The sequence below is a fragment of the Cylindrospermum sp. FACHB-282 genome (assembly GCF_014697195.1).
Classification (GTDB): domain Bacteria; phylum Cyanobacteriota; class Cyanobacteriia; order Cyanobacteriales; family Nostocaceae; genus Cylindrospermum.
In genome coordinates, this window is the sequence record NZ_JACJRJ010000058.1 from 1 (window position 1) to 23,657 (window position 23,657).

Annotated in this window: 26 protein-coding genes; 15 read left to right on the forward strand and 11 right to left on the reverse strand. The window is 41.9% G+C overall.

All coding sequences use genetic code 11. From position 1 onward, the window contains the following. Window positions 1-113: 113 nt before the first annotated feature. The 3 genes from chlG to petP form a co-directional block, all read right to left on the reverse strand. A complete protein-coding gene (gene chlG / locus H6G32_RS22695; protein WP_190462410.1) occupies window positions 114-1,160 on the reverse strand; it encodes a chlorophyll synthase ChlG in 1,047 nt (348 codons plus the stop codon). Between the two features lie 104 nt (window positions 1,161-1,264). Next, complete coding sequence (locus H6G32_RS22700) at window positions 1,265-2,365, reverse strand: Get3/ArsA fold putative tail anchor-mediating ATPase NosAFP (RefSeq protein ID WP_190462411.1); 1,101 nt, start codon at window positions 2,363-2,365, stop codon at window positions 1,265-1,267. A 113-nt stretch (window positions 2,366-2,478) separates the two neighbouring features. Next, window positions 2,479-2,673: a cytochrome b6f subunit PetP gene (gene petP, locus H6G32_RS22705; RefSeq protein ID WP_015206939.1), complete on the reverse strand. Its 195-nt coding sequence runs from the start codon at window positions 2,671-2,673 to the stop codon at window positions 2,479-2,481. Window positions 2,674-2,987: 314 nt separating this feature from the next. On the opposite strand from petP, the gene H6G32_RS22710 reads away from it, so the two are divergent. The 8 genes from H6G32_RS22710 (at window position 2,988) to H6G32_RS22745 (ending at window position 11,087) form a co-directional block, all read left to right on the forward strand. Then, a complete protein-coding gene (locus tag H6G32_RS22710; protein ID WP_190462469.1) occupies window positions 2,988-3,716 on the forward strand; it encodes a Uma2 family endonuclease in 729 nt (242 codons plus the stop codon). Window positions 3,717-3,743: 27 nt separating this feature from the next. Further along, window positions 3,744-4,712: a GDP-mannose 4,6-dehydratase gene (locus tag H6G32_RS22715; protein WP_190462412.1), complete on the forward strand. Its 969-nt coding sequence runs from the start codon at window positions 3,744-3,746 to the stop codon at window positions 4,710-4,712. A 144-nt stretch (window positions 4,713-4,856) separates the two neighbouring features. Further along, the gene (locus H6G32_RS22720) at window positions 4,857-5,663 is read left to right on the forward strand and encodes an ABC transporter permease (RefSeq protein ID WP_190462413.1); all 807 of its coding nucleotides are present in this window, start codon (window positions 4,857-4,859) and stop codon (window positions 5,661-5,663) included. Continuing rightward, window positions 5,664-6,413, forward strand: coding sequence for an ABC transporter ATP-binding protein (locus H6G32_RS22725; protein WP_190462414.1), 750 nt, complete (start codon window positions 5,664-5,666; stop codon window positions 6,411-6,413). Window positions 6,414-6,591: 178 nt separating this feature from the next. Then, window positions 6,592-7,884 carry a glycosyltransferase family 4 protein gene (locus H6G32_RS22730; protein WP_190462415.1) on the forward strand — a complete coding sequence of 431 codons (1,293 nt, stop codon included), beginning with the start codon at window positions 6,592-6,594 and terminating at the stop codon, window positions 7,882-7,884. Between the two features lie 40 nt (window positions 7,885-7,924). After that, window positions 7,925-9,214, forward strand: a complete 1,290-nt coding sequence (locus H6G32_RS22735) for a class I SAM-dependent methyltransferase (RefSeq protein WP_190462416.1) — start codon at window positions 7,925-7,927, stop codon at window positions 9,212-9,214. A 156-nt stretch (window positions 9,215-9,370) separates the two neighbouring features. Further along, window positions 9,371-10,444: a glycosyltransferase family 4 protein gene (locus H6G32_RS22740; RefSeq protein WP_190462417.1), complete on the forward strand. Its 1,074-nt coding sequence runs from the start codon at window positions 9,371-9,373 to the stop codon at window positions 10,442-10,444. 46 nt (window positions 10,445-10,490) lie between these two features. Beyond that, window positions 10,491-11,087 (forward strand): Uma2 family endonuclease, encoded by a 597-nt coding sequence (locus tag H6G32_RS22745; protein ID WP_190462471.1) that lies wholly within the window; start codon window positions 10,491-10,493, stop codon window positions 11,085-11,087. Window positions 11,088-11,212: 125 nt separating this feature from the next. Here the strand turns inward: H6G32_RS22745 and pyk are convergent, their stop codons facing one another. Continuing rightward, window positions 11,213-12,982, reverse strand: a complete 1,770-nt coding sequence (gene pyk / locus H6G32_RS22750) for a pyruvate kinase (RefSeq protein WP_190462419.1) — start codon at window positions 12,980-12,982, stop codon at window positions 11,213-11,215. A 367-nt stretch (window positions 12,983-13,349) separates the two neighbouring features. Here pyk and crtR point away from each other — a divergent pair, with 367 nt between their 5' ends. The 3 genes from crtR to H6G32_RS22765 are packed head-to-tail and all read left to right on the forward strand — an operon-like array spanning window position 13,350 to window position 14,996. Then, complete coding sequence (gene crtR / locus H6G32_RS22755; protein ID WP_190462421.1) at window positions 13,350-14,240, forward strand: beta-carotene hydroxylase; 891 nt, start codon at window positions 13,350-13,352, stop codon at window positions 14,238-14,240. Between the two features lie 56 nt (window positions 14,241-14,296). After that, window positions 14,297-14,656 (forward strand): type II toxin-antitoxin system RelE/ParE family toxin, encoded by a 360-nt coding sequence (locus tag H6G32_RS22760; RefSeq protein WP_441306996.1) that lies wholly within the window; start codon window positions 14,297-14,299, stop codon window positions 14,654-14,656. A gap of 10 nt (window positions 14,657-14,666) precedes the next feature. Then, window positions 14,667-14,996, forward strand: a complete 330-nt coding sequence (locus H6G32_RS22765; protein WP_190462426.1) for a helix-turn-helix domain-containing protein — start codon at window positions 14,667-14,669, stop codon at window positions 14,994-14,996. A 131-nt stretch (window positions 14,997-15,127) separates the two neighbouring features. On the opposite strand, the gene H6G32_RS22770 is transcribed toward H6G32_RS22765, so the two are convergent. The 6 genes from H6G32_RS22770 to H6G32_RS22795 all read right to left on the reverse strand — a co-directional run bounded on the left by H6G32_RS22770 (window position 15,128) and on the right by H6G32_RS22795 (window position 18,630). Further along, window positions 15,128-15,352 carry a DUF433 domain-containing protein gene (locus tag H6G32_RS22770; RefSeq protein WP_190462428.1) on the reverse strand — a complete coding sequence of 75 codons (225 nt, stop codon included), beginning with the start codon at window positions 15,350-15,352 and terminating at the stop codon, window positions 15,128-15,130. Window positions 15,353-15,382: 30 nt separating this feature from the next. Then, entirely contained in the window at window positions 15,383-16,231 is an 849-nt protein-coding gene (locus tag H6G32_RS22775; RefSeq protein ID WP_190462430.1) for a hypothetical protein, read from the reverse strand. A gap of 24 nt (window positions 16,232-16,255) precedes the next feature. Further along, entirely contained in the window at window positions 16,256-16,543 is a 288-nt protein-coding gene (locus H6G32_RS22780; RefSeq protein ID WP_190462432.1) for a hypothetical protein, read from the reverse strand. Window positions 16,544-16,579: 36 nt separating this feature from the next. After that, window positions 16,580-16,981 carry a chorismate mutase gene (aroH, locus tag H6G32_RS22785; RefSeq protein ID WP_199328218.1) on the reverse strand — a complete coding sequence of 134 codons (402 nt, stop codon included), beginning with the start codon at window positions 16,979-16,981 and terminating at the stop codon, window positions 16,580-16,582. 94 nt (window positions 16,982-17,075) lie between these two features. Further along, window positions 17,076-17,897 carry a signal peptide peptidase SppA gene (gene sppA, locus H6G32_RS22790; RefSeq protein ID WP_190462436.1) on the reverse strand — a complete coding sequence of 274 codons (822 nt, stop codon included), beginning with the start codon at window positions 17,895-17,897 and terminating at the stop codon, window positions 17,076-17,078. Window positions 17,898-18,333: 436 nt separating this feature from the next. After that, window positions 18,334-18,630 (reverse strand): hypothetical protein, encoded by a 297-nt coding sequence (locus tag H6G32_RS22795; protein WP_190462438.1) that lies wholly within the window; start codon window positions 18,628-18,630, stop codon window positions 18,334-18,336. A 414-nt stretch (window positions 18,631-19,044) separates the two neighbouring features. On the opposite strand from H6G32_RS22795, the gene H6G32_RS22800 reads away from it, so the two are divergent. The 4 genes from H6G32_RS22800 to plsY all read left to right on the forward strand — a co-directional run bounded on the left by H6G32_RS22800 (window position 19,045) and on the right by plsY (window position 22,588). Further along, window positions 19,045-19,830, forward strand: a complete 786-nt coding sequence (locus H6G32_RS22800; RefSeq protein WP_190462440.1) for an MlaE family lipid ABC transporter permease subunit — start codon at window positions 19,045-19,047, stop codon at window positions 19,828-19,830. 99 nt (window positions 19,831-19,929) lie between these two features. Beyond that, the gene (locus H6G32_RS22805) at window positions 19,930-20,346 is read left to right on the forward strand and encodes a DUF3119 family protein (protein ID WP_190462442.1); all 417 of its coding nucleotides are present in this window, start codon (window positions 19,930-19,932) and stop codon (window positions 20,344-20,346) included. 158 nt (window positions 20,347-20,504) lie between these two features. Then, on the forward strand, window positions 20,505-21,791 hold the full coding sequence (locus H6G32_RS22810) for a DUF3086 domain-containing protein (RefSeq protein ID WP_190462443.1): 1,287 nt from the start codon (window positions 20,505-20,507) through the stop codon (window positions 21,789-21,791). Between the two features lie 116 nt (window positions 21,792-21,907). After that, window positions 21,908-22,588, forward strand: coding sequence for a glycerol-3-phosphate 1-O-acyltransferase PlsY (plsY, locus tag H6G32_RS22815; protein WP_190462445.1), 681 nt, complete (start codon window positions 21,908-21,910; stop codon window positions 22,586-22,588). 156 nt (window positions 22,589-22,744) lie between these two features. Here plsY and H6G32_RS22820 read toward each other — a convergent pair whose 3' ends face one another. Beyond that, window positions 22,745-23,503, reverse strand: coding sequence for a metallophosphoesterase (locus H6G32_RS22820; protein WP_242046708.1), 759 nt, complete (start codon window positions 23,501-23,503; stop codon window positions 22,745-22,747). Window positions 23,504-23,657: the final 154 nt, after the last annotated feature.

Genomic DNA, 23,657 nt, shown 5'->3' on the forward strand with positions numbered 1-23,657 from the left:
TCCGCACTGTTTGAACTACGTTCAAAAACATTTGAGAGGTTTTCGCAATTTCCCGCTATTCATCCCCACATAAGAGCGTACTCGCAAGGTGGGGACTTTCGCGTTACGTTAAATTAAACACCAGCATGACCCAGTGCTAAACCAGTTATCAGCATTCCCAGAACCAGGAAAGGTTGGGCGCTGGCTTGGTATTTAACGTCATTGGCCACAGGGTCACGAAGGAAATACATATCCTGCAAGGTGATTTGCGGGATGATTAACAAGACGAGAATTGCTGCGTACAAATTCTCATGGATACTGACCAGATAAGCAGCCACCAAGCCTTGAAATAAATCAATCATCACTACACAAATCCAGGAAGCAGTAGTGATGCCAAACATAACTGGTAATGACTGTAAGCCTAATTGGCGATCGCCTTCTACACTCTTGAAATCATTGACAATGGCAATACCTAATCCTGCCAAGCTGTAAAACAAGGTAAGAACCACAATCTTCCAATTGAGGTCACCAAACAAAGCATGACCCGCCCACCAAGGTAAAGCAATGTAACTGGCTCCCAAGGCATAGTTTCCCAACCAGCCGTTTTGCTTAAGTTTTAGGGGGGGTGCAGAATAAATATAGGCGATAAAACAACCAAACACAGCCAGGGCTGTGACATTGGGGAACTCATGACCAGCCCACACATCTAAAATAAATGCCAAGCCAATCCCCGACAAGAATAATAATACTATCTGCGTAATTACCTGGCGTTCAGAAATTACCCCAGAGGGGATGGGGCGGTATGGTTCATTGATCGCATCAATTTCGCGATCGTAGTAATCATTCAGGGTTTGGGTGTAACCCGCAAGCAGCGGCCCAGACAACAACATACAGGTTGCTGCCTTCAACACATTTTCCAGCGACCATATATAGTTACCAGAAGAAGCCGCACCACAGACTACACCCCAAATTAGGGGAATCCAAGTGATCGGTTTCATCAGTTGCAACCGGATTTTCCAGATGGAAGTTTCCCCTGGTGCTGCACCTTTCATCCCCAGCATCTGCCTGGTTTTAGCACTGCGAGTAGCAGTGGCTATTGCCTGGTCACTGGGATTAATTACTACTGAGTCTAGTGCCTCAGATGGATTGGGATTTGGGGTAATAGGAGTTGATTCGGACATAAGCTGGTTAGGTAATTGGTAATTGGTAATTGGTAATTAGTAATTGGGAAAAAGGAAAAAACTATTTACCCATTCCCTATCACCCATTACCCATTACCTATTAGCTAAAAAGAAATTATCAAATAATTATTCTGAAACTTAGCTCCCGTGACGGGCTTGCCACTCAGGGCAGGGGGTAGGAAGATATTGCGCCGTTGATCTCCTGCTTCCACAGTGACCTCTGGGCCATATTGGGTGAGCTTGACTTGTGTTTTGTCAAATCCTGGCAAAAACAAGCGTACTTGACGATTATGGATGTCAATTTCCATTGGTTTGGGAGCTTGTCTTGCTTGCTCCACAAAGTTGGGTAGGGCATCTATCAGCGGTTGCCAATCACCAGTTGGCGAGTTGGGAACCACGCTTACAGATAAAGGAGTAAAATCTGCTGACAGATTGACCTTTGGCTCAGAGGACACCAGAATGACACCACCAACAATTAAACCAACTTGTTGAGCGCTACCCCAAAGATAACGGGCATTTGCCACCTCAATCGGGTCTTCGCTAGTCACCAAGAAGGCGGCGAGGCGTTGGGGGTCAGCCAGAGCAGCTTTACCCTTTTCTAAGAAATTATTAGCTTGATTGGTAGGCTGGGCGAAGTTATCTGCTGTCCAGTTAACATTGAAAAAGCTGCTAATTAGTGGTTGAATCAATGGCGATTCTGCGATCGCCTTCCCCAAGTCTGAGTTGACAAACAATTGCCGAAATCGCCGCACATACCAACTCAAAGACTCTGGTAGTCCCAACATCCGCAGGGTGAAAGAGTCACCTGTGCCATCGTAGACGATCGCATCATATTTACCACTGGCATCATATTCGCGGATCGCATTCAGAGCTAGGGCGCTATCCATTCCTGGTAATACTACCAGTTCTTGACCGTAAACTTCTTTGAAGATAGGCGTGCGGAGATATTGGGCCTCAAGTTTTTTCACTTCCTCCCAGTTGCGTTCAAGCAGTACAGATGATTGAAACTGTACGAATTGTAAATTGGGAGCGATTTCCTGGGGGTCGGCAGCAATGTTCGTACCTAGGAGGATGGGCAATGTTGGCTCTGCAAGTCCTGCTAGGAGTACGCGCTTGCCTTGACTTGCCAATAGCTTGGCCGCGGCGATCGCAATTTTGGTACGAGTGATGCCGCTTTTACCCAAAAATGTCAGTATTAGGGCCATTACTTGATTCTCAATTACCGCCGATCTTTTCAACTCCAACTTAACACTCAACAAATCTTCTCGGCTGATGCTAAAAAATTCAGATCAGCAAAAAAGCCTACGCTGAGTTCTCTCTATTGCACAGCTTTGATTTCATCTTCAAAAAACCAGGTGGACGAATTGTCGTCAAACAGCACCACCACACCAATACCACAACCATCAGTAACTTTGTAGTCTTGGATGATGCCCACTTGTCCTAGTTTTTTAACGATAGGGGAAGATACGCGATCGCGTAACCGAAAGACCTTAACCTTTTGTCCGATTTCCATATCACAACGCAATAAACCAAATCTCAGTGTAGCTGAATCCGTGCCTCAAGAGTCACACATTCAGATTGATCTAGGCTGATAGGTTAATAACTGACAACTGACCAAATCGCTTAAAATTAAACTGGCAACCAAGCAGATACACACCCTTGGAAAAAACCTGTCCAAAATTGGCGGTTCCTTCGGTTTTTGGCGGCTTATATAATCTCCTTTTCACAGAAAATCTTGGGTGACGCCCCAAAAAGCACCGATTTGACCCATCTAACGAGTAGATTTTGGATAAGGCTGACCAATTTTGGATAACTTTAATGAAACCCATGTTTGTCACAGCGCAACAGCTAGAACAGCAGATGCCCGATGCCACTCATTTGTTAAGTGATGAGCCAGAAATGGAAACTTCGTTACATTATATGCAGCTACTGCTGCTAGTGACCTGCCTAGAATGGCTGTGGCGCGACCGCGAAGATTTTTTTATTGGTGCGAATCTGACGATTTATTTTAGCCGCCAGCAGTTGCGAAATCGCGATTTCCGGGGGCCAGACTTTTTTTTAGTCAAGGACACTGAAAAACGACCCCGTAGTTCTTGGGTTGTCTGGGAAGAAGATGGTCGTTATCCAGATTTGATTATTGAATTACTTTCTGAGAGTACGGCTAATATTGACCGTAACTTGAAGAAAAGCCTCTATGAAAACCGATTTCACACACCAGAGTATTTTTGGTTTTCGCCGGAAAATGGCGAATTTGCCGGTTTTGAATTGGTAGGTAACAAGTACCAGGAAATTTTACCAAATGGGCGGGGATACCGTTGGAGCGATGTGCTGGGGCTGTATTTGGGGGTAGAAGAGGGTAAACTGCGCTACTTTACATCTGATGGTGATTTAGTGCCGACACCAGAGGAAGCTGCTATGGCGGCACAGCAGCAAGCATCTGCGGCACAGCAGCAAGCATCTGCGGCGGAATTAAGGTTAGAACAAGAGCAGATGCGATCGCAAAAATTAGCGGCACATTTGCGATCGCTCGGAGTTGACCCAGATAATTTGAGTTAAGTAAAATAAACAGTTAAAAATATTTTTGTGAAAAAAGCTCTGATTACGGGACTAACTGGACAAGATGGTTCTTATCTGGCAGAATTACTCTTAGGCAAAGGATACCAAGTTTCTGGTCTAGTCCGTCGCTCCAGCTCCAGCAACCTTGATCGCATCAACCACCTCTCAGGCAACATCCAAATCCTCTCTGGCGACCTCCTAGATCAATCTTCCTTGATGGATGCGATCGCAGAATCACAACCTGACGAAATCTATAACCTAGCCTCTCAAAGCTACGTTCCCCTATCGTGGACACAACCAGCCCTCACCGCCGAATACACAGCCCTCGGCGTCTCCCGGCTCCTAGAATCCATTCGTCGCTGCAAACCAGATGCCAAATTCTACCAAGCCTCCAGTAGTGAAGTCTTCGGTCAACCCGACGAATCACCCCAAACCGAACTCACCGCCTTCCGTCCCCGCAACCCCTATGGTACTGCCAAAGCTTACGCCCACTGGATAACTGACAACTATCGGCAAAAATATAACCTCTACACCTGCTGCGGCATCACCTACACTCACGAATCCCCTAGACGGGGTACAGAATTTGTATTTCGCAAAATCACACACACAGTTGCCCAAATCAAACTTGGTCTGGCAAATGAACTCAAATTAGGCAACCTAGATGCCAAACGTGACTGGTGCTACGCCAAAGATGCCGTTTATGCCATGTGGCTAATGTTGCAGCAAGAAAAACCCGACGACTACATCATCGCCAGTGGTGAAACCCACTCTGTTAGAGAACTTGTTGAGTGTGCATTCAATTACGTCAATCTAAACTGGCAAAATTATGTCTCAGTTGATCCTGCTTTTTATCGCCCTGACGAACCAGTACAGCTGATTGGTTGCATCGATAAAATTAAAACCAAGATCAGCTGGCAGCCTGAGTACACCTTTAATCAATTAGTCGAGTTAATGGTTGATTACGACCTGAAAAAATTGAGCAGTCAAATCGGCTAACTTCCTCATGAAAGTGGTAGTTCATCATTTTTTCATTTAACAGTGCTTTTTAAAATAAAGTATGGTAGGCTAATGCGGCAAAGTGTACTCCAATAGTATAAGATGCGCGAATAACTTCCCTGTGGTGTGTGGTGGTGTTTTAGAATGACGGTTTCGCTTAAAGGTAATTCAACTTGGTTGCAAGTGCGGCGCTATTGGGAATTGCTGCACGTTTTAGTAGCGCGGAATCTGAAAGTCCGCTACCGGGGTTCGTTTTTAGGCGTGTATTGGTCACTGTTGAACCCGTTGATTATGACAGGGTTGTACACTGCGATTTTTGGGGCAACCTTTGCGTCGTACTATGGCAACTCGATACTAAACTATGTATTGGCAGCCTTTACGGGTCTAGTGGTAATCAACTTTTTTTCAGCTTCTACCTCTCAAGCATTGAGTAGTGTCGTCGGTAATGGCTCACTTTTAAATAAAATTCGGCTGCCAGTGAGCGTCTTTCCTCTAGCGATGATCGCAGCTAATGTGTTTCAGTTTTCAGTTGGGGTGTTGCCATTACTGGCAGTCATGACTTTTGTTAATTCTAAAAGTCTAGTCAATGTGTTGGCGCTGCTATTTCCTTCTCTGGCACTAGTTTTGGTTTCTACAGGGATGGGGTTTTTAGTAAGCGCTTTATACGTGTTTTTTAGAGATTTACCTTATTTTTATGAATTAGTTGTATTTGTAATTTGGCTCAGTAGTCCTATATTCTATCCAGCAGCTATTGTTCCACCGCAAGTGAAGCAGTTTTTAGCATTAAATCCATTATCACCAATAATTGAAAGCCTGCGTCAAATTACATTAACAGCAGCACCACCAAATTTAGGTTTAATTTGGGGAGCCTTACTCAGTGGGATAATTATTTTGTCCTTGGGATGGTCTTGTTTTCACTTGTGGCGACATCAATTTATGGATTTGCTGTAAATGGAAGTAATTCGCCTAGATCAAGTTTCGCTCTTACGACGGACACAAGAAGAGTTTTCTTATGACCTCAAGAAGACTTTGCTATCAGTTTTAGAGGGTAAATACCGCCAGCCTGCAAAAAAATTAGTACTAGATCAGATTAATTTGGTTGTAAATGCGGGTGAGAAATTAGGTATTATTGGAGCCAATGGATCGGGCAAATCAACAATACTGAAAATAATTTCTGGAATTCTTCAACCGACCAGTGGCTCAGTTAGAGTACGCGGGCAAATTGCGCCCTTAATTGAACTGGGGGCAGGGTTTGATCCAGAAATTTCAGTGATGGACAATATTGTACTTTATGGTGTACTTTTAGGATTTTCCAGGGCAGAGATGCGAGGAAGAGCGCAGTCTATTTTGGATTTTGCAGAATTGCAGGATTATTCTCTAGTCCCAGTGAAGGGTTTATCTTCGGGCATGGTAGCGCGTTTAGGGTTTGCTATCGCTACTGATATACAACCAGATATTTTGATCCTAGATGAAGTATTATCCGTGGGAGATGAGAGTTTTAAAAATAAGTGCAAACAACGAATTGATAGCTTTTGGCATGGGGAGTCTACGGTTTTGGTAGTGTCTCATTCTATGGAATTTATCCGTGAGTCATGTCAGCGGGTAGTTTGGCTAGACAAAGGAAAAATAAGATTTTGCGGTCTTGCTAGTGAAGCTGTTGATTATTACCTTACCACTGTAAATCCACAATATACAGATTAAAGAATTCAAAATTCTCTCATTCAAAATTGAAAACAGTTTTCGACCGGATTAAACCCCGACGCAAATACAAATTACCTGTAGACGTACACGCAGCGTTCCGCAGGAAAGGGATATTAAACCCTTTCGTTACTGATAAATTTAGTTAGTATAGCATCTAAAAAATTGAGGTAAAAACTTGATGCAATTACAGGACATTAACGTATTAGTAGATGGATATAATTTAGAAATGACAGAAGGAACAGGTATAAAAACCTATGGTGTTACTTTAATTAAAGCCTTAACGTCTTTGGGAGTAAATGTAGATATATTATGTAGTCGTAATAGTAATAGTAATAGTAATAGTTTAATTTTAAATGAAGCTTTATTTTTTGATAGACAAAATAATCATAGCACTATCCTAAAAGCTAAGATGATTTTTTTCGCAGCTATTCAAAAATTTTATCAGGCACAAGAAATACCAGTCACTGACTTTGTTATTAAACAAGATGCCGACTATATTTTTGATTATTTAGCCAATTCAGGTAAGATTTTTAATCTTGATGACTGTTACAGAATAGCTAATAATATATACAAATTATTTCAAATAAAAACCAAGATAAATATTAAAAAGAAATTAGATATTTGGCATGCAACGTATCCAGTTCCTATCAAAGTAAACAATGCGAAAAAGATCACAACAATTCATGATTTAATTCCCCTCAAGCTTCCTCATACAACTTTAGACGATAAAAAATTCTTTTTCAATCTTGTAAAAAATTCTATTAAAGACTCTGCACTAATCTTAACAATTTCGGAAAATACAAAAAAAGACATATTACATTGCTTCGACATCGACCCAGATAAGATTCACTTAACATATCAACCAATAATTGATAACAATTTGTTAATTAAAGATGATTTAGTACCCATATTTTTGAGAAAATATAAACTTAAGTTAAAAAAATACATTCTTTTTGTAGGTTCGATAGAACCCAAAAAAAATGTGGGAAGATTAATAGACGCCTATAGTAGACTAGATACTGAAATGCAGCTAGTGCTTGTTGGTAAGAAAGGATGGTTATGGGAAGGCGAAATTGGCAAATTAGAAGCAATTTTTGGTAAGGGATTTACTAGAAGAGTAAAGTTACTTGAATATGTAACAAGGCAAGATTTAAGCTACTTGTATAAAGGTGCTTTTTGCTTTGTTTTTCCATCTTTATATGAAGGATTTGGTTTACCACCTTTGGAGGCAATGTCCATGGGATGTCCGGTAATCACATCTAATATTGCCTCTTTACCAGAAGTTTGTGGAGATGCTGCTATTTATATAGATCCTTATAATTCTGAAGAGATTAGACAGGCAATTGAAAAGTTGATAAACAATCCTCAGATGCAAACACAACTAATAGAAGCAGGCAAAAAAAGAGTGGAGTTTTTTAGTATGGAAAATTATACTAAGAAACTGTATGAAGCTTACACTCAAATTATTTAGTTAACTAAATGTGATTCATTGCTGAATTAAGGAGAAAATTATGCCATTTCCAATCAATGATAACTACTGGATAAATACAGCACAGTTTTTACAAGACCATATTAAAAATGAAGATAAAATAATAGCTAATAGTGAATTTATAGAAAAATTTTCAAATACGATACCTTATCCTTCAAACTGGAACACAGAATTGACTAACTATCAATGGGTGGTTATTCATAAGGGGATGATGGATGAACTAGACTACCTTTTTCTAAAACGGATAACAGAAGAATTTATCCCTGTATTTGCTAATGAAGTATTTGTTGTTTTTTCTAGAGAACATAAGCTATCTACAGTAGATAAAACCTTAGGTCATTGGCAATCATTTATAGATAATATGAAAGTTCAAGAAGGATCTGATCAAATTTTACCTCTAATCTTTAAGAAAGTTGAGCGAATTATAACACCTTTAATCAAAAGGCTAGATATCATAGAACAGGTTATAGCTAAATCAACAAGGAAAGAAACAAATCAAATACCTGAAGTAGCAGTTCAATTAGTTAAACAAGATTGTGTAGCCGCTAATCCAGATTATTCGACTCTTTCAGTAGCAAAAATTAAAGAATTAATGGATAGCAGATACAGCTCTCACGACGCTTATAATATTGTGTGTTTGTGGGATGATATTAGAGCTAAAGAACTCACCAGACATATAATGGCAGCTATTTTTCCAACGAATGAGAGTACAATACTCGAAATTGGTTGTGGAAGTGGAGGTAGTGCCTCTTATATAAATGAATGTCAAGAATATATTGGGACGGATCTTTCAGAAATAGCAGTATCTCAGGCAAATATTGCCTATAGCAAAAAACCAAATTTCAAATTCATAGCAATGGATGCCCTAAAGCTACAATTTGAACAAGACAGGTTTGATGTTGTCATTGCGAGAGAAGTAATAGAGCATTTACCAAACCCTATAGATTGTATTAAGGAAGTGTTTAGGGTATTAAAAAGCGGTGGAATTTTTGTTGTTACTTCACCTAACCGCGATAGTCTTCATTTGCGTGTTAATAGAATGCTTGGATATGAAGATTTTAAGTGTTCATTTGATCACATAAAAGAGTTTACCTTTCAAGAAGCAGCAGAAATGCTAACCCAGGTAGGATTCAAAATTAAAGATACAAAAGGTGCTTTTTTAATGCCGTATTGGGGCATAAACAATGTAGATTTACCTGTCCGTCATTTAACTGATAATGACACAACAATGGTTGAAATGCTGAGAGAATTGGGTGATCGCGTTGGTGCTGAGTACGCATTTTGTTTTATTATTATATGTGTTAAACCGTAAACAAGATCAAATGTGCTTGATTACACATAATTATTGTTAAGCTTAGAGCAATATTGTACCCTTAACGATAATTATGTTGATTGGGGCAGACAGATTTTATATAAAAGTTAAAATAAGTTAATTCTTCCCAAAACGATTGAATAAGTTGGCATAAACTTGTTAAATACATTATTAATTAATCTATCTATTTTATTCTCTCAACCAACAGGGATTAGCAATTATGCTAGGAATGTTTTTCCTTATTTAAAAACTCTTAACCCTACTCTATTAACTGCCGAAAGCTACCGTGAATTTAACTGTTATTCAATCCCAGATAATTTGACTCCTAGTCAAGGTACAAAAGGCCATTTTCGCCGCTTGTTTTGGACGCAATTTAAATTACCGCAAATCTATAAAAATCTAAAATCTAACCTTTTATTTTCTCCACTTCCAGAAGCACCCCTGTATAGCAACTGCCGTTTTGTGGTGATGGTTCACGATTTTATTCCGTTGCGCTTTCCCAAACGGTTTTCACCGTTGACACCATACCATCGCTACTACATTCCCCAAGTTATCACCCAAGCGGAACACGTTATCTGCAACTCCCAGTCCACTGCTAAGGACATTACTGATTTTTTCCAGATTCCGGCTAGCAAAATTACCCCAATACCCCTAGCACACGATCGCACACATTTCCGTTTTCTCAATCTACCCACCAGCAACTACTTTCTCTACATTGGACGCCAAGACTCCTATAAAAACCTACAGCGACTAATTACTGCCTTTGCTGCATTACCTAACAGGGGTGACTATGAACTATGGCTAGCAGGCCCGACTGATCGCCGTTACACCCCGATTTTACAGACGCAAGCTGAGCAACTGGGGATAACTCATCAGGTAAAGTTTCTCAACTATGTTGCTTATAGCGAATTGCCAAAAATCATCAATGGGGCGATCGCACTCGTTTTCCCCAGTCTCTGGGAAGGCTTTGGTTTCCCCGTCTTAGAAGCGATGGCTTGCGGTACTCCTGTGATCACTTCCAACCTTTCCTCCCTACCAGAAGTCGCTGGTGACGCGGCTATTCTCATCAATCCCTACAACACAGGAGAAATCACCGCAGCTATGGAGGCGATCGCTAATGATTCAAAATTGCGATCGCATCTTTCCCACCAAAGTATCGCTAGAGCCAATCAATTCAGTTGGGAACAAACAGGACAAGCCACCGTTGAAGTTTTATCCCGTTATTTATAATGTTAGGCTAAAGCTATCTTGCTAAACCCATACCAAATAAATCATGATGGTTGTGCAAAGTCCCACCCGCCAATATTCTATAGAAGAATACCTTGCTCATGAAGAGGCTGCTGAAGACCGCAGCGAATATCGAAATGGAGAAATAGTATCAATGGCTGGAGGCTCGATAAATCATAACCGAATTATCCGCAACCTGAGTAGACTACTAGAATTAGGCTTACAAAAACAGCCTTATGAAGTGTTCCTTAGCGACTTACGGCTATGGATTCCTCGTTACCGAGAATACACATATCCAGATATTCTCATCATCAAAGATCAAGCAATCTTTCAAGAAGGACGAACCGATACAATAATCAATCCTAGTATTATCTTTGAAGTCCTTTCTAAATCTACAAGCAGTCGAGATAGAGGCGACAAATTTACCTATTACCGTTCCCTTCCCGAATTTCAAGAATATATTTTAATTGACCAATATCAAATTCATATTGAGCATTTTAGCAAAACACCAGAAGGTAACTGGCTATTTAGTGAATCCGACGATGAAGATGGAGTTTTAACATTAGATTCAGCAAACTGCCAAATTCCCCACCGCCAGATTTATGATCGGGTTACATTTGACAACAAACCGGAACTAGAGATTTAGGTCAACTACCTCATGAGTACATTGAGGGTAGGGACTGCCGCGAACCGTTCAAAATTCAAAAATAATTTTTTGTTTGAATTTTGAATTTTGTTCGCGCCGGTGCGGTCGGCTCTATTTTGAATTGCTTAAGGCGTTCCCACAGCTCCAGAGTAAACCAAACCCCGTTGCATATCTAGGGTCAAAATCGCCCCATCTCGAATTACTTGAGTTGCCTTCTTCACACCAACAATTACTGGCACACCGAGACGCAAACCAATCACCGCTGCGTGACTGGTGAGACTTTCATCTTCCGTAATTATCCCGCCAGCTTTACGAATTGCCTCAATAAAATCGGCGCTGGTGCGGGAGACTACCAAAATATCTCCAGCATTAAAGTTACTCACATCCATACTAGTATGAGCCACCCTGGCGCGACCACTCACTGAACCTTGTCCTAAACCAATTCCTTGACCTAGTACAGCAGTCACCACCTCAACCTTAATCAAATCTGTTGACCCAGAAACTCCTTGGAGTGTGCCAGCGGTCATTACCACCAAATCGCCCTCAGACAGTAGCTGATTTTCCTGAGCAACATTGATAGCAGCTTGAAACGTCTGGCCAGTAGAAGGTAGTCCTAGCACCAACAAAGGTTTCACACCCCACACCATCTGCAACTGTCGTGCCACATTGACGTGGGGTGTGATTGCCAAAATGGGTGTATGGGGACGGAACTTAGAGACATTGCGAGCTGTTGCTCCGGTTTGCGTTAGGGTCATAATTGCCGCTGCACCTAGTTGTTCGGCAATTTGACCTACAGCTTGACTAATCGCATTGGGAATAGAACGCTTATTATCTCCTCTCTGGCGTGCTGCACAGGTAAGTGAATCTTCCTGTTCAATTCGCTCGGCAATGCGTGCCATTGTTGCCACAGCCTCTACTGGGAAACTACCAACGGCAGTTTCATTGGAGAGCATGACTGCATCTGTGCCATCTAAAATCGCGTTTGCCACATCCGATACTTCAGCACGAGTGGGGCGGGGGTTGCTCACCATACTGTCTAACATCTGGGTGGCGGTGATGATAGGAATCCCTAAGCGATTTGCTGTGGCAATCAGCCGCTTTTGGAGAACAGGCACATCCTCCGCAGGTAATTCCACCCCTAAGTCACCTCTGGCAACCATGACGCCGTCACACAAAGAGAGCACTTCCTCCATTTGTTCAATCGCTTCGTGCTTTTCAATTTTGGCAACCACTGGCACATATTTGCCTGTGCTAGAAATTAGTTCTTTAATTTCTATCATATCCTGGGGGTTGCGGACAAAGGAAAGCGCTACCCAGTCTACTCCCTGATCGAGACCAAACATCAGATCCTCTCGGTCTTTGTCGGTCATTGCCTTAATCGACAGGTAGACTCCAGGAAAGTTCACACCTTTATTGTTAGAAAGCTTACCGGGTACAGTGATGCGACAATGCAAGTCACCTTTGTCACGGTTAATATCCTCCACCAGCATTTCTACTCTTCCGTCATCGAGGAGGATTTTTGCGCCAACGGGGACTTCTTCTGCTAAATAATCGTAGGTGACGCAGCTAATTTCTTGTGAGCCTATAACTGGGCGATTTGTCAAGGTGAAGCGATCGCCTTTAGCCACAACTATAGACCCATCTTCAAATCGCCCCAAGCGAATTTTTGGCCCTTGCAAGTCTTGGAGAATTGCCACTGGCTGATTTAATTCAAAAGCGGTTTGCCGAATTAAGCGAATACTGCGCTGATGGTCGGCATGAGTCCCGTGGGAGAAGTTTAACCGCAGTGTAGTTGCACCCGCTTCAATGATCGCCTTGAGCATTTCTGGGCTGCTGGTGGCAGGACCAATAGTTGCGACAATTTTCGTCCGGCGTAGAGAATCTCTTAATTGCATAGGGGCTGAATTTAGGGAGCTATCTGGGAAGTCATCATAAATTAAACGGCATCTCCTTTTCAGTCACTGCGATATCAATAAGATGTGAGCAGTTAGAAATTGGGGCAGTAGGGGGAGTGGCATAGGCTAGATATCTTACACCAATCTTGTCTGCATCTTCCCCAAGAGATATTTTTCCGTTAAAGCAATGCTAATCGCCGCACCCTACCCATCAGCAAGGATATAAGTATCGTCTGGAATCATAGCGTTATTTATCTGCCCAAAAGCAAAGTTATGGATAAATCTTCCACCATAAAAGTTTACAGAACTTTATTCTTCACTAAGATTTATCGTATATTCGTAATATTCGCTCAACAAGGAGTTGGTAATGCTCACGTCGGAGGCACAAAAACCACTGACAATCCCGCCCAAGGAATTTTTAGCGCCTCCTGGTGACTTTAATCCCACACTGCTGCTGTTTCTAGTAGCTGTGACGATGCTGGTGTTATCTAACTTTGGTTACTGGCTGTGGGAATGGCCCCATTGGCTATGTTTTAGTATTAATACTCTAGCCTTGCATTGTTCTGGGACGGTGATTCATGATGCCTGTCACCAATCTGCCCATCGGCATCGGTTAATCAATGCTGCATTAGGCCATGGTAGCGCTTTGATGCTGGCTTTTGCTTTCCCGGTGTTTACACGGGTACATTTGCAGCATCATAGTCATGTCAATCATCCCCAAGATGACCCTGATCATTATGTTTCTACTGGTGGGCCCCTGTGGCTGATTGCGGTGCGGTTTTTGTACCATGAGGTATTTTTCTTTCAACGGCGACTGTGGCGTAAAAATGAGCTATGGGAATGGTTTGTCAGTCGCTTAGTTGTAATTTCAATTGTGTATGTTTCTGTGCAGTACCACTTTTTGGGCTATATTCTCAATTTTTGGTTCATTCCGGCGTTTTTGGTAGGTGTAGCATTGGGGTTATTTTTTGATTATTTACCCCATCGTCCTTTTGTGGAGCGCGATCGCTGGAAAAATGCCCGCGTCTATCCTGGACAATTTCTGAATATCCTGATTATGGGGCAGAATTATCACTTAATTCATCATTTGTGGCCTTCTATTCCCTGGTACAATTACCAGCCTGCATACTACACTATGAAGCCGCTTTTAGATGAAAAAGGCTGTTATCAAACTTCAGGGTTATTGCAGAAAAAAGACTTCTTTGAGTTCTTGTATGATATTTTCGTGGGCATCCGCTTTCATCACCATAAAGAATAGATAATTGTCACAATATATGCCAGGGCAAGCATCTTAATAAAGATAGGAGTTCTTTGTTGAAGCTAGTTGAGTGGGTTGGCAGTTCTCTTGAGGATTTGAGAGAGTTTCCAGGTGAAGTTCAGCAGGTTATGGGTTATGCCCTATACGTAGCTCAATGCGGTGAAAAGCATCCTTCAGCAAAACCGCTCAAAGGATTTAAAGGTGCTGGGGTGCTGGAAGTTGTAGAGGATTTTGATGGAAATACTTACAGATCTGTCTACACTGTGAAGCTGGCAGGTGTGGTTTATGTGCTACACGCTTTTCAAAAGAAGTCAAAACGGGGTATTGCCACACCAAAGCAAGATATTGAACTGATTGAAGCCAGACTTAAGCGAGCTAGAGAACATTATGCGGCAACCTATGAGAAGCAGCAATAAGGAGGAAACAATGGCTCAAGAAATTAGTGTTCAACCAAGTAGCGGCAATGTATTTGCAGATTTAGGTCTGGTTAACGCTGATGAGCTAATTGTAAAAGCCGAACTCGCACGTAAAATCAGCGAGATTATTACCCAACAGCAGATGACACAATTTGAAGCAGCAGAACTTCTAGAAATTGATGAACCCACGGTTTCTGCATTGATCAAGGGAAAGCTATCAGATTTCTCAACCGTGCATTTGTTCCGATTTTTGAATGCTTTAGGTCGTGATGTGGAAATTATCGTCAAAGCAAAACCTAAATCCCATCCCCAAGCTCAAACACGGGTTTTCAGCACATAGTTTTGCAGATACTAGAGTTAATAACCTTCAAACCAAGTAGGCTAATGATGAACAGTTTCTAATTCCTTGAAAATATTAATACAGAGAATATCTGAAACAAACTTTCAGTTGTACTGCATCTACCCAGATTGTCACGCTACTAGAACCGGATAATTTAGTTTACGTGAAGCGTACAGAAGCGCTGCTTTAATATCATCCGTCTCTAAATCGGGTAACTCTTCAAGAATTTGTTCAGCAGTCAGTTCAGCTACAAACAAGTCCAGCACATCTGATACACGAATTCTCATACCCCGGATACAGGGACGACCGCCACATTGTTTTGGGTTAACTGTAATTCTTTCAAGTAAATTTGACATGGGAATTTACTCTCTTCATAAATAGTTCTCTCACAATTCAGAAGACACCTTCTTTGCTGTTGATTTTTTAACTCTCGCTCTCTCATCTAATGATGAAAAGTTAAGAGAACTGACGTCACCAAACAGGTTTAGTAATTCCGAGGTTAATTTCTTGGCTGCTGTTATGAAATGGGGCAGGTAGCCTAAAGTGAGAACATGAATAGTTGTTCCGGTTAAGCCACTTATTTGTTGAGGAAAATGTAAAAACCCTTTTTCAATCGCATCAACGACTAATTCACCATCAGTATTCAAGTAGCTTTCAAATAGAGATCCATCTATTACGATAACTGGAAAAATAAACGTTAGATGTTTCGGCCGATTTTCCTCCTGTGATATCTTGACAGCTATTGCAGCTTTCAAAGCACTCATGGCTGCTTTGTATGTATTGTCAGCACCAGTTGTGAAAGCCTGAGTAACGGCATAAGCATTTCGACCTTCTTTATGAAACCAGGGAAATTTCCCTTCTAATTTTTCTCCTAATCGGGAGATTTCCAGCGTTTTATCAATAAACTGGGCTTTGCCAAATTCAGAATACAAGCAGTATGCAAAAAATCTATTGTAACCTGTGAGGGTATTTTCAGATGTGAATAGAATCCAAGGCTTTGAGTTTGACTTACACTCAATCATGAAATATACGTCAAAAATACCTATGATGTCCCCACAACGACTGATAATATCAATCTCCCTAGATTCATTGCTTTCAGGATCAATATAGTAAGAACCCTGCCTTACGTCAAAACCTTCATCAATAAGCGCCGTTGCAACTTTCATTTCAAGAGGATAACCTTGTTCTTTGATCCAATTTTGAACCTTTTTCTGAAGTTCATCACTTGTATCCATAAAATACCTACTTAACTTGTCACCTCAAATATCCGTCCCTAAACTTTGAGCGTAGATAACCTCAATATTGTTACCAAATTCCAACTTATCTAAAGATTCGGTGAAAAAGACAAAACCTTTGTATGCAGTCACATATTTATAGATTTTTGTAAAAAAACCTTCACTTGTGACAATCACAAGTGGCGCTTCCATTTTAGAGAGAATATTTAAGAAATCCTCTAGCTTGACACACACACCAGTTCCTCGATGAGTGAAGATTCTCCCACCAATAGCAGTAGGTTGAGCGATCGCATCACCACTGTAATAGCTCATTTTGTGTTTATTCTTACATATATTTACATAAGTATTTTAAACTTTTGTCTCAACCGCTTGCTGTGATGCTTGTAACGGCTGGGGAAAATTCCAGTCTGGGCGCAATTTTGCAGCGTGGCGTAAATAGGTGTGGTAAATTGGGGCAGAAGCTGGCAAGTTAGCGTGAATTAACAACCGAATGCAACGCTGTAAGCTGCCCTCAACGTGCATTTGCTGGACATCTAACATAGCTACATTATCCCAGCAAGGACGCGATCGCGCGATCGCCGCTGGAAAAATCGCATCTAGATCCCGTGTCACCGAAAAAGTCACACTTATCATGTCATTCGGCTGGATTTGATTCCGTTCTTCCAATTCATCAAGCAGTTCTGTCACCGCTTCTCCAATTGCCTCCACAGTATTTTCGGCAACAGTTGTTGCTCCGCGAATAGCCCGCATTTGCCACTCCACTCCCAAGTCCTCCTTTATTGATCAGTAGTCAATAGTCATTAGCAAAAAACTATTGACTAATGACTATTGACAAGTAATTAATTTATGGTCGATATAACCACAAGGGTAGCCCACTGGTGGACATTTCAAATTCCAGCCAATTTATACCAGCCCCAATGCCTGATGAAACCTGACGACTCCCAGGTAAAACACGACTCAAGAAGGGTTTACGTTCTTCTAGGGTATAGCAAGGAGTTTTCTCTGGATCAAGACCTACCAATTCCGCAGTCCAGCGACGGGCATCTTCCTCTGTTCCCAACCGGTCTACAACACCCAACTCCAAAGCTTGCTGTCCTGTAAAAATCCGACCATCGGCGAAACTTTTCACAGTTTCCACTGCCAAAGAACGCCCCTCAGCTATGGTTTGCACAAATTGCTGATAACTTATATCAATCAACTCTTGCAAGATAGTTGCTTCTGGTGCAGTCAGTTCCCGGTCAAATGCCAAAATATCTTTGTACGGGCCAGACTTAATTACCTGGAAAGAAACACCGACTTTTTCCAGTAAGCGTTCCAAGTTATTACCGCGCAAAATCACACCAATACTACCTGTAATCGTGCCAGGGTTAGCTATGATGTGCTCGGCTCCCATACCGATGTAAACACCGCCAGAAGCCGAAATATTGCCAAAGCTGGCAACGATTTTGATTTTTTCGCGCAAACGCTTCAAAGCGCTGTAAATTTCTTGGGAATCTCCGACTGTACCGCCAGGACTATCTATGCGTAGCAGTAATGCCGGAAACTTTTTTTCTTCTACAGTTTTCAGGGCTTCTAACACACGTTTGCGAGTAGCACTGGCGATCGCACCAGTAATTTCAATCCGCGCAATTTGTTTACGAAACTTAGACTTAAATGGCCAAACCATGAGCAGTACAATAACCTCTTATTAAACTCAATATAAAGTGCCTAGCGGTTAGACGACCTGCTTTAATCTGTTAAGAAAGATGAGCAAGCATGATTATTTTCCAAATCTTAAGGAAATTTTTATATTTTGTAGATAGTTCTATTTGCTATTCTCATCTCTATAAGGGGAGAGTGTTTCATCCAAAATATTCAACTCCAACTTGGCATCTAACCCTATAGCGTCAGACACTCTATCTATCTATATTAATCCACAGCACAGCCCCTAGTTATTAGTGACTCATAACTAACAACTACTCAATTTAATTAATACAAATTTATTCATTAACGCCAATATCCATCTAGATCAGGACTAGCAGCATATAGATATTTCTGATGAAAATATCACTTTTTCATGGCTCGTGCTGCTTATAAGGGTCTGACGAAGAGGTTTTAACTACTTAAGAATCAATTCGTAAAATTTGACACCGATAATAAGCATAGATATCAAATAGTGCCCCGACGAAACCACAAGTCAAACTAATCACAAATAGTCCTTGTAGAGAACTCCCGCTGCCAAAGGTGGCAAGAAAATGCATAATCTGAGTCAAGGGTTCCTCAGTCGCACCTTGTAAACCAGGAATATGACCAGTGAGGGATAAAAGGAGCAACAAACCCCCGACCAAGAACATGGGAGCGACAAAACTGAAAACTATTGTGAGCAGTAGGGAACGGAGAAAGTTAGTAAAAAGGGTCATAGAGGGCCAGCTCCGTGAGTAAAGAGAAGATTACCTGAAAAACTGTAGGTCAATTTCTACAATACGTGCGATCGCTCCTGAGCAGACATTCTGTCAAAAATCTTAAGTTTTGATTAAAACCAAGAGCTTCCAGTTGCAATAAATGCAGTGGCTAATTAAAAGACCTAAATTCGCCAAAAACCTTGGAAAATAAAGCTTATATTCCCAATTAGCCTGGCTTGATTCGCGACAACGGGCTGAAAATTAGCTTAATTTTCTGAGAGGAGCTTTAAACTAAGTTAATGATTCACCTGACAAAGAAGACTAAGGGAAGATGGAGGACAAGAGGGAATTATTGAAGAATTATCTTCCCTCTCCCTTTTCCCAATGGACTGTTTAACCTGTTTGACCAATGACAAATGACCTGTTTGACCAATGACTAAATCCAGTTTAGGCGCATGGAGTCAGCGACTGCTGGCAGCGATTTTGCTGGGTGGGCAAGTACTAGTTCACATATTTAAGGGCAAAATCCATCGGCGCAACACTTTAGAGCAATTGGCAGCAGTTGGCCCAGACTCCCTATTAATTGCCCTATTGACAGCTGTTTTTGTCGGCGCGGTGTTTACCATTCAGGTAGCGCGAGAGTTTATCAACTTTGGCGCCGGAAACCTCGTCGGTGGAGTGCTGTCAGTAGCATTAACAAGGGAACTTGCCCCCGTATTGACGGCAGTCATTTTGGCGGGGCGAGTTGGTTCCGCCTTTGCAGCTGAAATCGGTACCATGCGAGTCACAGAGCAAATTGATGCCATGTTGATGTTAAAAACCGATCCAATTGATTACTTAGTTATCCCCCGTGTCCTTGCTTGCTTGTTAATGCTGCCAATTTTAACCCTTCTGTCTTTGGTAACAGGGATGTTCGGGGGATTATTAATTGCCACAAATATTTACAACCTCTCCGACACAGTTTTTTTAGACTCAGCCCGAAACTTTCTCGGCGTCTGGGATATTTGTAGTGCCTTGATTAAAGCCTGTTGCTTTGGCGTTTTAATTGCCGTCATTGGTTGCAGTTGGGGCTTGACGACAACAGGAGGAGCCAAAGGAGTGGGACAATCAACCACCACTGCTGTTGTCACCGCCTTAATGATTATCTTTATTAGCAACTTCTTTCTTTCATGGTTAATGTTTCAGGGGACTGGTGGGCCATTTATTCCAGAGATTTGAGGACTTGACCATCTGTTCTACCACTAATTCGGAGTAGCGAATGTATTAACGACTATCGCGGGGGACTGACGTCGGGAAAGTTAAAATAGAAATGAAACAATGTCCATTAATAAAGTAGGTTTTGAGACTGTGACCAGTTCATATGCACCTAACTCCATATCAACCGTAGAACTCAAGCCTAGTTACAATATCCCTGTCGTGTTGGTGATTGTGGCTATTCCCCTGTTATTGGTACAACCTTGGGTAGGAGGAGCAGGAGCACTGTTGGGCTTGTTTCTCATGTTTCAGGCTGTAACACTGCGGGTGCAATTTTCCGCCACCGACTTCGATCTTTACCGAGGGGAAAAATTAATTCGCCGCTTTCCCTACCAAGAGTGGCAAAACTGGCGTATCTTCTGGAATGGAGTGCCCATACTGTTTTACTTTAAAGAAATCAACAGCATTCACTTTTTACCAATTTTATTTGACCCCAATACCCTGAAAACTTGTCTAGAAGAACGTTGTCCACGTATTTAGCAGTGGTGAGTCTAAATAAATGCAACTAGTTCCAGTAACTATAAAAATAGGAGAGAAAGCTCAAAAGCCTTACTCACAAATGATCAATACTTTTTGGTAAGTCGATTGTATATTTCAGAAAGCTATTTATTCGCGTCATAGGAATTGCACTATTGTTTATGAACCCAGAGGAATCTCAAACCCCAGAATCAATTGATAACTGGTTGGAACAAATACAAGAACAAACCCCTACAGTTGAACAACAAGAAAACCCACCTGCTGAGTCAGTGCTGGAAATCGAAGTCCCAAATCCATCAGTTGACTCACAACCAGACTACGCAAATTTTGAGATGCCTATGGACAGTCCAGAAGCAGAAAACTCTATAGTAGAACCAATAGAAGAGTTAGTGACGCCATTAAAAACAGAAACTACGGCGCTGAAGTCAGAAATAGAATCGGAATCAGAAAATAATTCACTAGCCGCACAAGCACAGCAACGACTAGCAGAGTTGCAGCGCACCGAAAAAGCCTTAAAACTAGAAATAGCAAATCTGCAAGTTTCCTACAACACTCTTCAGACACAAGTGAGTGAAACTCAAACTGCTCTCGGACGACTCGTGCAAGAGTCACTGGTGCAGTTAGAACAACGGAAACAAGCGTTGCAAATTTCTGTAGAACAACTAGAACGCCGACAAGAACGCATTCGCAACGAGATGCGAACCACTTTTGCCGGAACATCTCAAGATTTGGCAATTCGGGTACAGGGTTTTAAAGACTATCTCACAGGCAGCTTACAGGACTTAGCAGCAGCAGCAGAGCAGTTGCAACTAGCGCCAATAGTCACAGAACGAAAAGAAAAGCTAGCGGTGAAAGAGGCTAAACCTGCCGAAACCCAGCTAAATATACCCCAATTTGCCCAACAGCAGTTTCAAGACACGACAAAGCAAATTCGCCGCCTCATTGACCAATACCGCAGCAAACCAGATTACTATGGCCCCGCGTGGCAATTGCGCCGCACCTTTGAACCAGTCCACGCAGAACGAGTTTCTAACTGGTTTTTTAACCAAGGAGGACGGGGTGCTTTGCGGACGATGGGTAGCAGGTTGCAGAATATCCTGATTGCTTCAACAGTGGTTTCGATACTACATAAGCTGTATGGAGAACGGGTTCGTACTCTGGTTTTAGCTAATAGCCCGGAACGTTTAGGTGAATGGCGGCGTGGTTTACAAGACTGCTTGGGAATTGGTCGTCCAGATTTCGGACCTGACAGGGGCGTGGTATTGTTTGAAACTTCGGAAGCCTTAGCCCAGAAAGCAGACCGATTGGTGAAAGCGAATCAACTACCCTTGATTATTATTGATGATTCTGAAGAACAAATCAGTCTAGCGCTGTTGCAATTTCCCCTGTGGTTAGCTTTTGCTCCTGACCCCAAAACAGTGAAAAATAATTATGATGATGATTTTTAAGTTAGTCATTAGTCATTAGTCATTAGTCATTAGTCAAGAACTATTATTCTGGACTGGTGACTTTTTTTGAATTTTGTTCCTGTAACTTGCCGTAGGCATATTTTGAATCATTGATTATGGCTATTTGGTTAACTTTGTCTGGCTCCATTGTGGCGATCGCTTACTTGGTGGGTTCCTTTCCCACTGGGTACATCGCGGTGAAGCAGTTAAAAGGTATTGATATTCGAGAAGTTGGTTCAGGCTCAACTGGTGCCACAAATGTGTTAAGAACTTTGGGGAAAGGGCCAGGGGCTTTGGTGCTATTAATTGATTGCTTGAAGGGAGTGTTGGCGATCGCCCTCGTTTATGCTTTATTTAACTTTGCCAAGAGTCAAAATTTTATCCCCCCAACGGTAGATGTAGCAATGTGGCAACCTTGGTTGATAATTTTAGCTGGGTTAGCCGCCATTCTCGGACACAGTAAATCGATTTTTTTGGGCTTTAGCGGTGGTAAATCCGTCGCTACTGGTATAGGAATTTTGTTGGCCATGAGTTGGCAGGTGGGTTTGGCAACAGTGGGAGTGTTTGCTGTTGTGGTGGCAATATCGCGAATTGTCTCTTTGAGTTCCATTGTTGGTGCGATCGCCGTGCCGATTTTTATGGTAATTTTCCATCAACCCTTACCCTACATTCTCTTTGGCACTGTCGGTGGCTTGTATGTGATTTTACGCCACCGCGCTAATATTGAGCGCCTGCTAGCCGGTACTGAACCAAAAATTGGCCAGAAGGTGACGACGGAACCCGAACAAATTGCATGATTCGCCAACTGCTAACATATACACCACTAATTACCTACTAGAGGTTAATGAAAAACTATGTTGACAAATGCGCTTCAAGCCGACTAAAAGATTGGATTCATTATTGTAAATAATACTGACCCAAATATCGGCAAACGCACCCTAATAAAATACAATTTAACGCGGTGCAACCAAAGTAAACACCGTAATCTCCGGACGTGCACCAAAGCGTAAATGCTTCGCAGTCATTCCCAGCCCTCGGTTAGTGTATTGAATCATCTTCCCCACCTGATAGCGCCCCACATAATACTTTTCACCCAAAGGCGGTAAAATCAGCGGTTTCAAAAAAGGCAAACGCACCTGTCCACCGTGGGAATGTCCTGATAACTGCAAATCAAAACGCCCAGTAACAGCACTAGTATCAGCAAAATCTGGCTCATGTACTAATAAAATTGCTGCCCCTTCATCGGGTAACTGCTGCATTACCAAATCGAAGCGGGGTGTACCCTTCCAGAGATCATCTAACCCAGCAATATGCAACATCGCCCCGCCTCGATGTAGGGTGAAAACACCATTACCGATGTGAACTATACCGCTTTCTGCCAAGGTTTGGATAATTGCCTTTGAATCGTTCTCGTGGTCATGATTACCCAATATGGCGACAGTCTGATCTTTAGCAGCAATTTGACTTAAGGGAACCTTGAGAGTTGGGATGAATTGTGGCGAATTACGGGTAATTAAATCACCTGTAATTGTGACTAAGTCTGGTTTTTGTTGGTTGACTAAACGGACAACACGCTGTAAACGCCGTTGATTCATCCATTTATCTCGATGAAGATCGCTAATTTGAACAATGCGATAGCCGTTAAATTCTGGAGAGAGATGGGGTAAGGTCAGTTGTAAAGAATTTATCTCAATCCAATTTGGTTCAATCAATCTGGCGTATAGTAGAATACAACAGCCTAGCAAAAAGCTCCATCTTAAACATCGAACGGCTAACCTGCTAGCTTTTTTGAGCCACATACGACTTCTCAAGGTATCATCTCCTGCGACGTGACTACCAAATTTTTTGCTGACATATTTCTTTAAA

Coding starts and splice junctions, on each gene's coding strand:
- chlG (WP_190462410.1), bottom strand. CDS start 1,160: ATGTCCGAATCAACTCCTATTACCCCAAATCCCAATCCATCTGAGGCA.
- H6G32_RS22700 (WP_190462411.1), bottom strand. CDS start 2,365: ATGGCCCTAATACTGACATTTTTGGGTAAAAGCGGCATCACTCGTACC.
- petP (WP_015206939.1), bottom strand. CDS start 2,673: ATGGAAATCGGACAAAAGGTTAAGGTCTTTCGGTTACGCGATCGCGTA.
- H6G32_RS22710 (WP_190462469.1), top strand. CDS start 2,988: ATGTTTGTCACAGCGCAACAGCTAGAACAGCAGATGCCCGATGCCACT.
- H6G32_RS22720 (WP_190462413.1), top strand. CDS start 4,857: ATGACGGTTTCGCTTAAAGGTAATTCAACTTGGTTGCAAGTGCGGCGC.
- H6G32_RS22725 (WP_190462414.1), top strand. CDS start 5,664: ATGGAAGTAATTCGCCTAGATCAAGTTTCGCTCTTACGACGGACACAA.
- H6G32_RS22730 (WP_190462415.1), top strand. CDS start 6,592: ATGCAATTACAGGACATTAACGTATTAGTAGATGGATATAATTTAGAA.
- H6G32_RS22735 (WP_190462416.1), top strand. CDS start 7,925: ATGCCATTTCCAATCAATGATAACTACTGGATAAATACAGCACAGTTT.
- H6G32_RS22745 (WP_190462471.1), top strand. CDS start 10,491: ATGGTTGTGCAAAGTCCCACCCGCCAATATTCTATAGAAGAATACCTT.
- pyk (WP_190462419.1), bottom strand. CDS start 12,982: ATGCAATTAAGAGATTCTCTACGCCGGACGAAAATTGTCGCAACTATT.
- crtR (WP_190462421.1), top strand. CDS start 13,350: ATGCTCACGTCGGAGGCACAAAAACCACTGACAATCCCGCCCAAGGAA.
- H6G32_RS22765 (WP_190462426.1), top strand. CDS start 14,667: ATGGCTCAAGAAATTAGTGTTCAACCAAGTAGCGGCAATGTATTTGCA.
- H6G32_RS22770 (WP_190462428.1), bottom strand. CDS start 15,352: ATGTCAAATTTACTTGAAAGAATTACAGTTAACCCAAAACAATGTGGC.
- H6G32_RS22775 (WP_190462430.1), bottom strand. CDS start 16,231: ATGGATACAAGTGATGAACTTCAGAAAAAGGTTCAAAATTGGATCAAA.
- H6G32_RS22780 (WP_190462432.1), bottom strand. CDS start 16,543: ATGAGCTATTACAGTGGTGATGCGATCGCTCAACCTACTGCTATTGGT.
- aroH (WP_199328218.1), bottom strand. CDS start 16,981: ATGCGGGCTATTCGCGGAGCAACAACTGTTGCCGAAAATACTGTGGAG.
- sppA (WP_190462436.1), bottom strand. CDS start 17,897: ATGGTTTGGCCATTTAAGTCTAAGTTTCGTAAACAAATTGCGCGGATT.
- H6G32_RS22795 (WP_190462438.1), bottom strand. CDS start 18,630: ATGACCCTTTTTACTAACTTTCTCCGTTCCCTACTGCTCACAATAGTT.
- H6G32_RS22800 (WP_190462440.1), top strand. CDS start 19,045: ATGACTAAATCCAGTTTAGGCGCATGGAGTCAGCGACTGCTGGCAGCG.
- H6G32_RS22805 (WP_190462442.1), top strand. CDS start 19,930: ATGTCCATTAATAAAGTAGGTTTTGAGACTGTGACCAGTTCATATGCA.
- H6G32_RS22810 (WP_190462443.1), top strand. CDS start 20,505: ATGAACCCAGAGGAATCTCAAACCCCAGAATCAATTGATAACTGGTTG.
- plsY (WP_190462445.1), top strand. CDS start 21,908: ATGGCTATTTGGTTAACTTTGTCTGGCTCCATTGTGGCGATCGCTTAC.